This is a genomic window from Brevibacterium sp. (assembly GCF_052105255.1).
GTDB classification, from domain to species: domain Bacteria; phylum Actinomycetota; class Actinomycetes; order Actinomycetales; family Brevibacteriaceae; genus Brevibacterium; species Brevibacterium linens_B.
In genome coordinates this window covers 53,716-60,829 of the sequence record NZ_JBQDYQ010000016.1, presented here as the reverse complement: position 1 = coordinate 60,829, position 7,114 = coordinate 53,716, and the positions used below count along the sequence as shown (strand labels likewise).

The following is a 7,114-nucleotide window of genomic DNA, read 5'->3' as shown; positions in this document are numbered from 1 at the left end:
TACCTGACGGCGGCCCAGCAACCTCGCGCGGGGTTGCTGGGCCGCCGTCAGGTAGTAATTGGGGGTGGTGGTCAGTTGCAGCCGTCGGGGCCGCAGGCGGCGCCGTCGGCGAAGTCCTTGCCCGCTGACTGCGGAGTGCCGGCGAGCACCGTGAGTTTCTGTCCCTCGTCCCAGGCGGTCTCGAGGGCCTGAGAGAAGACCTCCGCCGGTTGGGCTCCGGAGATGCCGTACTTGCGGTCGATGACGAAGAACGGGACTCCATTGGCGCCGAGCGAGCGGGCCTCACTGATATCGGCCCGCACCTCGTCCGAGAACTCATCGGTTGCGAGGATCCGGCGGACCTCGTCGGGGTCGAGGCCGATCTCACGCCCCGCCTCGGCGAGGTAGTCGATGTCACCGATGTCGCGCCCCTTCTCGAAGTGGCCCGAGAGCAACATCTCCTTGGCTTCGGACATCAGCCCGCGGGTCTTGGCGAAGTGGAGGAAACGGTGGGCGGTGAAGCTGTTGGCCACGACGATCGAGTCGAAGTCGTAGTTCAGGCCGACTCCGGCAGCCTGCTCTGTGACATGGTCGAACATCTGCCGCACCTGATCGGCGGGCAAGCCCTTCATCTGACTGAGGTATTCGGTCTCGGTGCCGTCGAAGTGATCGGGCAGGCTCGGATCAAGCTGGAAACTGCGCCATTGGACGTCCACGTCGTCCCTGTGAGGGAAGCCGTCGAGGGCATCCTCGAAGCGACGTTTTCCGATATAGCACCAGGGGCAGGCGATATCCGACCAGATCTCAATCTTCATATCAATGCCAACCGTGCCCATCTCACGGTTATTCCGCAGGTCCGACTCAGAACAGAGCCTGCTGCGATGGCGCGGTGAGCTGCTGCGTCGGAGCTGGCTCGCCCGCCTTCTGCGGGGTTCGACTCGAGCCCGGGCGGCCGCGCATCCTCGAAGTCGCAGGGTACTCGTCATCGCTGCGTCCGCGCAGGTCATAGCGGTCGATGAGGGGGTTGATGCGGTCACCGAGCCACCGACGATACTCCTTCGAGGCATAGGATGAGCCGGCGTACATCCGGCGATAGCGGGGGAGCAGCTCGGGGCGGTTGCGTTCGAGCCATTCGAAGAACCATTCGCGGGCGCCGGGACGCAGGTGCAGTGCCCCGTAGACGACTCGTGCGGCTCCGGCGTCTTTGATTGCCCGAAGAGCGGATTCGAGGTGGTCACGGGAGTCGGTGAGTTTCGGCATGATCGGCATCATGAACACGGTGACATCGAACCCGAGTTCGGCGGCCGCGCGCACGGTGGCCAGCCTGGCCTTCGTCGTCGGCGTGCCCGGCTCGAGGCTCTGCTGCAGAGCGTCGTCGTGAACGGCGATCGACATGCTGATCTCAACAGGAGCGTCCTCGGCGACGCGGGCCAGCAGAGGCAGATCCCGTCGCAGCAGCGTGCCCTTGGTCAGAATCGACATCGGAGTCGACTGTTCGGCCAGTGTGGTGATGATCCCCGGCATGAGGGAGTAGCGGCCTTCGGCACGCTGATAGGGGTCGGTGTTCGTGCCGAGCGCGACATGGTCTCGCGCCCAACTCGGACGCGCCACCTCGGCGGCGAGGACATCGGCGATATTGATCTTGACGACGACCTGGCGATCGAAGTCCGTCCCGGAATCAAGATCGAGGTATCGGTGAGTGTTCCTGGCGAAGCAGTACACACAGGCGTGTGAGCAGCCGCGGTAGGGGTTGACGGTCCAGGAGAAGGGCATCGAGCTGGACTGCGGAACCTTGTTCAGCGCCGACTTCGCCAGCACCTCGTGGAAGGTGATTCCTGAGAATTCCGGCGTCTGCACCGACCGGACCAGGCCCTTCGTACCGAAGAGGACAGGTGTGCTGGGGTCGGTGCTGCCGCTCGCTTCGTTCCACCGCATGACATCATTCGAACACGAGTTCGAATGCGAGTCAAGGGTGGGGCGCGGCGTTCAGGCGAGGTCAGGAAATGCGCAGTCCCTTGAACACACTGCGGTGGAATACCAGGGCCTCGGGTCCGTCGTCATTGCGAGTGCCGAGGATCTCGAGCAGGGCCACGGTGTGGTCGCCGGCTGCGATCTCATCGTAGAGCCTGGTCCAGAGGAACGCCGAGCTGCCGGGGATCGTCAGCGCGCCTCCGGCCGTCACCTCAGCGCTGACGCCGGTGAATCGTCGACTGCGATCCTTGGCGGCCAACTGCCTGGCCAGGTGCTCCTGGTCGGTGCCCAGCAGGGAGATCCCCAGCTCGGGAGCTCGTCGCAGGGTGGGCCAGGTGGACGATGTGTTCTGGACGGCGACGCTGACCAGCGGCGGGTCGAGGGAGACGCCGACAGTCAGGGTGGAGGCGACAAGGCCCAGTGGTGCCGCATCGACCTCGGCCCCGATGAACGCGACCCCCTGGGGGAAGTGGGAGAAGGTCTCGCGGAGAGCCTCGGGCGTTGCCGGGGCCACCGGGGCCGGTGATTGTGCGGTGCGGTCTGCCAAGAGCGTCATTCCTTCACCTCTGTGCTCGTATGGTCGTCGGTGTCTCAGGTGCCCGCTGCTTCCGTTGAGCAGACGTTGAGCAGACAATGCCGACGGGGCCGTCTGCCGGGACCGATGAAGTCGATCGTCGCAAAGCCACGGCGTCGACGTCGTGGCCAAGGTCATACGAAGACGACTTATGACCACATATGACGCTGAGCGTCAGGACGTGACACAAAAGCGCAGGTGCCAGCGACGTCCGGGCATAGATTGCTCAGCGAAACACGGACTCGTCTGGCCGCGAGCCGCCCGAACCCCGCCGCAGAGGAGCATCACATGACGCAGACTTCGGTCACCGCACCGAGAACCCAGGACCCACCGCAGCGGCTCCTGTCCGGGAAGAAGCGGGTGCTGGCCTCGGCCTTCGCCGGAACGACGATCGAGTGGTACGACTTCTACCTCTACGGCACCGCAGCAGCCCTGATCTTCAATGTCCAGTTCTTCCCCAGCCACAGTGAGCTGGGCAGCAGCCTCGCCGCCTTCGCCAGCCTCGCCGTCGGCTTCTTCGCCCGACCACTGGGCGGCATCATCGCCGGCCATCTCGGCGATCGGGTGGGCAGAAAGGCTCTTCTCGTCGTCTCCCTGCTGTCCATGGGAATCGCGTCGACGCTCATCGGACTCGTCCCGAACTTCAACGCGATCGGCTGGTGGGCAGCTGCTGCCCTCGTCGTCCTGCGCATCGTGCAGGGACTCTCAGCCGGAGCGGAATGGGGCGGCTCGGCACTGCTCTCGGTCGAACACGCACCGGCGATCAAGCGCGGACTGTTCGGCTCCTTCACCCAGATCGGCTCCGCCGCGGGAATGCTTTTGGCCACCGGCGCCTTCTTCACCGTCCAGAGCCTGCTCACCGACGAACAGTTCGAAGCCTTCGGCTGGCGCATCCCCTTCCTCGCCTCCGCTCTGCTCGTGGCACTGGGACTGTGGATCCGCCTCGGCGTCTCCGATGCTCCGGAATTCCAGGAGCTCAAGGCCTCCGGCAACGTCGCCAAGGCGCCCCTGCGCGACGTGCTGACCAAACACCCACGGGTCCTCCTCGTCACCATCGGACTCCGCCTGGCGCAGAACAGCGTCTTCTACCTCATCACCGTCTACATGCTCAGCTACCTGTCGGAGAACCGCGGCGACTCGACCTCGGGTGTCACGGCCGTCATGATCGCCTCGGCGATCGGACTGTTCACCGGGCCTCTCTGGGGGTGGGCCTCGGACAAGGTCGGTCGCAAACGCGTGAGCATCGGCGGCATCATCGGCGTCGCCGTCTTCGGCTGGATCTTCTTCGCCTTCCTCGACTCGGGCCCCTTGGCGTTCCTGCCCATCATCGTCATCCTCGGCATGAACCTCGCCCACGATGCCGTCTACGGCCCCCAGGCGGCCTGGTTCGCCGAACAGTTCCCCATCGAGGTCCGCTATTCGGGAGTGAACATGGGCTACCAGCTGGGCACCGTCATCGGCGGCGGAATCATGCCGATGGTCGCGGCACTGCTCTACGTTGCCGGGGGCCATTCGCCCTGGCTCATCTGCGGCTACCTCACCCTGCTGTGCGTCCTCTCACTCATCGCCGCCATCGGCGCCAAAGATCCTGCCCGAGCGCTCGCCCGCACCGCGGCCTGAATACTCCCGCCGATTCGTCGGCCCACACTCATCGCACCACCATGATTAGGAGACGCCCATGACGAAACCGATCCTGCTCAACGCCTTCGACATGATGACCCCGGTCCACCAGTCACCCGGACTGTGGCGCCACCCGGAATCGAGAGTCGACGAATTCACCCAGCTGTCCTTCTGGACGGACCTGGCCACAACCCTCGAGGAGGGCGGATTCTCCTCTCTCTTCCTCGCCGACATCCTCGGCGTCTATGACGTGTACGGCGGCAACGCGGATGTCACGAACCGTGGGGGAGTGCAGTTCCCACTGCTCGACCCCCTCGTCGCCGTCCCCGCCATGGCCGCAGCCACGACGACGCTGGGATTCGGTGTGACTGCCTCGGTGACCTATGAGAAGCCCTACCTGCTCGCCCGCACCCTGACCACCCTCGATCACTTCACGAACGGACGTGTGGCCTGGAACATCGTCACCAGCTATGTCGACTCCGCTGCCCGCAACCTCGGGCTCAAGGGCCAGATCCCGCACGATGAGCGCTACGACCGGGCCGATGAGTTCATGGAAGTCATGTACAAGCTGTTCGAGGGCTCGATCACTCCGGACGCACTCAAAGCCGATGCCGACGCCAACGTCTTCGTCGACCCGAACGAGGTCCACGACATCGGCCACGACGGCAAGTTCTTCACCGTCCCCGGTCAGGCGCTCGCCGTCCCCGGACCGCAGGGCACCCCGCTGCTCTTCCAGGCCGGTGCATCCAAACGCGGGCAGGAATTCGCGCTCGACCACGCCGAGGCGATCTTCTTCTCCGGACCGACCCCGGAGATCCTTCGCAGCTGGGTCGACAAGGTTCGTGACGGACTCGAAGAGCGCGGACGCGCCCGTGACGCGGTGAAGATCTTCGCTCTGGCCACCGTGATCGTCGACGACACTGACGAAGCCGCCGAGGCTCGCCTGGCCGACTATCGCCGCTACGTCGACACCGAATCCGCGCTGTCCCTATTCGGCGGATGGACCGGAGTCGACCTCTCGGGAGCTGATCCCGATGACACCCTCGAATACGTTTCGACCGAAGCCAACCAGTCGGCGCTCGCCTCCTTCACCACCATGGCGGGACACAAACCCTGGACGATTCGGGACCTTGCGGAGTTCGTCGCCCTCGGCGGACGCGGACCGGTCATCACCGGATCACCGGGGACCATCGTCGACGAGTTCGAACGATGCATGACCGAAGCTGATATCGACGGATTCAACATCGCCGCAGCCGTGCGCCCAGCCGATGCCGAACGCTTCACGAAGTACGTCTCACCCGAACTGCGCCGCCGCGGACTCCTGCCCGAACCGACCGCAGGTGCCACGGTGCGCGAGCAGCTCACCGGGGCCGGTCCCCGCCTGGCCGAGGACCACACGGGTGCCCGGTTCCGCCTCGGCGAGGGTGCCCGCGTCTGATCACACGGGGTCCGACGAATCGGGGAACGGCCGTGAGGCATAATGGTCTGCGGCCGTTTTCCGATCCGCGAACCGAACTGAGACCGCGAATGAGTGCATCGACTCCGCTGACCACCACCGATGATTCGGACGATCGCGGATACCGGCGCAGAGCTCTCGTCGCCGCGGCCGTCGGTTACGGACTCGACGGCTTCGACCTCCTCATTCTCAGCTTCGCCCTGTCGGGCATCATCGCCTCATTCGGGCTCAGCGACGTCGCAGCCGGGTCCCTGTCGACGATCACTCTGCTCGGCGCCGTGGTCGGCGGAATCGTCTTCGGTGCCCTCGCCGACCGTCACGGCCGGGTACGGGTGCTCACCTGGACGGTCCTCATCTTCGCGGTATTCACCGGATTATCGGCACTGGCACAGGGGTATTGGGACCTCGCGGCCTACCGGTTCATCGCCGGAATCGGAATCGGCGGAGAGTTCGGCATCGGCATGGCCCTGGCCGCCGAGGCGGTGCGTGCCGACCAGCGAGCGCGGGCCACATCGTGGGTGGGAGTGGGATTCCAGCTCGGCGTGTTCGCCGCAGCCATCGTCTCGGCTCCCGTCATCGCCCTGTGGGGCTGGCGGGCACTGTTCGTCATCGGACTCGTCCCCGCTGCCGCCGTGCGCGTGGCCGAATCTCTCGTCGGTCTGGGGCTGAGCACGTCGACGGTGCGCACCTATGCGCCTGCCCGTGAGAAGAAGCTCAGCGGCTGGCCGCTCGGTCAGTCGACGTCGGCCGGATCCGCCGCGATGGGCTCTGCATCCTCTGCGGCCGGGACCGCGACGGACTCGGCCGCAGCAGGTTCGGCGGGATCGGCTGCGGCAGGTTCGGCCTGAGCTTCGTCGGGCCCGGTCTCGGCCAACCGCTTCGAATGCTTGTCGTGCTGCTCCTGACTCGTTCCCAGATGGCGACCGGCCAGCGAACCAGCCAGCGTCTGGTCCCGGCGGGCGATGGCGTCGAAGAGCTCGGCGTGCTCGGCGGCGACGACGGCAAGGTCATCATGCTGACTCAGCTGCCACCGCATCCGTGAGTCCAGCAGGGCACCGATCTCGCCGAGGAGCTCATTGCCCGAGAGTTCGGTGACGATGGCATGGAATTCCGCGGCACACCGATGGGCACCGGCGACGTCCCCGGCATCGGCGAGCTCTCGGCCCTTGAGCATCGTTGCTTCCAGTCGGGCCAGGCCCTCGCGGGTATGGCGCTGAGCGGCGAGCTCGAAAGAGAGCACGTCGAAGACCGTGCGCACCTCGTTGAGGTCGGCGATGTCGCTGGGGGAGAATTCCCTGACCGTCGACCAGGTGTTCGGACGATTCGTCACCAGCCCTTCCGAGGCGAGTTTCTTCAGCGCCTCGCGGATGGGCACTCTGGAGACACCGAGCTCAGTGGCGAGGTTGCGCTCGACGAGCCGCGAACCCGGTCGACGGTGGCCTTCGATGATCTCATTGCGCAGCGCCTCGGTGACCCGCATGGTCTCCGACTGGTGACTCTCGGCAGACTTCATC

Annotated in this window: 7 protein-coding genes; 3 read left to right on the top strand and 4 right to left on the bottom strand. The window is 65.6% G+C overall.

What is annotated here, in order from left to right; translation table 11 throughout:
- Positions 1–71: 71 nt before the first annotated feature.
- The 3 genes from ACTIIH_RS06845 to ACTIIH_RS06835 all read right to left on the bottom strand — a co-directional run bounded on the left by ACTIIH_RS06845 (position 72) and on the right by ACTIIH_RS06835 (position 2,506).
- Entirely contained in the window at positions 72–794 is a 723-nt protein-coding gene (locus tag ACTIIH_RS06845) for a DsbA family oxidoreductase (RefSeq protein WP_441451223.1), read from the bottom strand.
- Between the two features lie 46 nt (positions 795–840).
- On the bottom strand, positions 841–1,914 hold the full coding sequence (locus tag ACTIIH_RS06840; RefSeq protein WP_441451222.1) for an Rv2578c family radical SAM protein: 1,074 nt from the start codon (positions 1,912–1,914) through the stop codon (positions 841–843).
- Positions 1,915–1,975: 61 nt separating this feature from the next.
- Positions 1,976–2,506 carry a flavin reductase family protein gene (locus ACTIIH_RS06835; protein WP_441451221.1) on the bottom strand — a complete coding sequence of 177 codons (531 nt, stop codon included), beginning with the start codon at positions 2,504–2,506 and terminating at the stop codon, positions 1,976–1,978.
- A gap of 306 nt (positions 2,507–2,812) precedes the next feature.
- On the opposite strand from ACTIIH_RS06835, the gene ACTIIH_RS06830 reads away from it, so the two are divergent.
- The 3 genes from ACTIIH_RS06830 (at position 2,813) to ACTIIH_RS06820 (ending at position 6,448) form a co-directional block, all read left to right on the top strand.
- On the top strand, positions 2,813–4,144 hold the full coding sequence (locus tag ACTIIH_RS06830) for an MFS transporter (RefSeq protein WP_441451220.1): 1,332 nt from the start codon (positions 2,813–2,815) through the stop codon (positions 4,142–4,144).
- 58 nt (positions 4,145–4,202) lie between these two features.
- A complete protein-coding gene (locus tag ACTIIH_RS06825) occupies positions 4,203–5,582 on the top strand; it encodes an LLM class flavin-dependent oxidoreductase (RefSeq protein ID WP_441451219.1) in 1,380 nt (459 codons plus the stop codon).
- Between the two features lie 89 nt (positions 5,583–5,671).
- Entirely contained in the window at positions 5,672–6,448 is a 777-nt protein-coding gene (locus ACTIIH_RS06820; protein ID WP_441451218.1) for an MFS transporter, read from the top strand.
- Here ACTIIH_RS06820 and ACTIIH_RS06815 read toward each other — a convergent pair.
- On the bottom strand, positions 6,334–7,113 hold the full coding sequence (locus ACTIIH_RS06815) for a GntR family transcriptional regulator (RefSeq protein WP_441451217.1): 780 nt from the start codon (positions 7,111–7,113) through the stop codon (positions 6,334–6,336). The genes ACTIIH_RS06820 and ACTIIH_RS06815 overlap by 115 nt on opposite strands.
- Position 7,114: the final 1 nt, after the last annotated feature.

Excerpts from the sequence above, each read along its gene's own strand:
- ACTIIH_RS06840 (WP_441451222.1), bottom strand. The coding sequence starts at position 1,914 with ATGCGGTGGAACGAAGCGAGCGGCAGCACCGACCCCAGCACACCTGTC.
- ACTIIH_RS06845 (WP_441451223.1), bottom strand. The coding sequence starts at position 794 with ATGAAGATTGAGATCTGGTCGGATATCGCCTGCCCCTGGTGCTATATC.
- ACTIIH_RS06815 (WP_441451217.1), bottom strand. The coding sequence starts at position 7,113 with ATGAAGTCTGCCGAGAGTCACCAGTCGGAGACCATGCGGGTCACCGAG.
- ACTIIH_RS06820 (WP_441451218.1), top strand. The coding sequence starts at position 5,672 with ATGAGTGCATCGACTCCGCTGACCACCACCGATGATTCGGACGATCGC.
- ACTIIH_RS06825 (WP_441451219.1), top strand. The coding sequence starts at position 4,203 with ATGACGAAACCGATCCTGCTCAACGCCTTCGACATGATGACCCCGGTC.
- ACTIIH_RS06835 (WP_441451221.1), bottom strand. The coding sequence starts at position 2,506 with ATGACGCTCTTGGCAGACCGCACCGCACAATCACCGGCCCCGGTGGCC.
- ACTIIH_RS06830 (WP_441451220.1), top strand. The coding sequence starts at position 2,813 with ATGACGCAGACTTCGGTCACCGCACCGAGAACCCAGGACCCACCGCAG.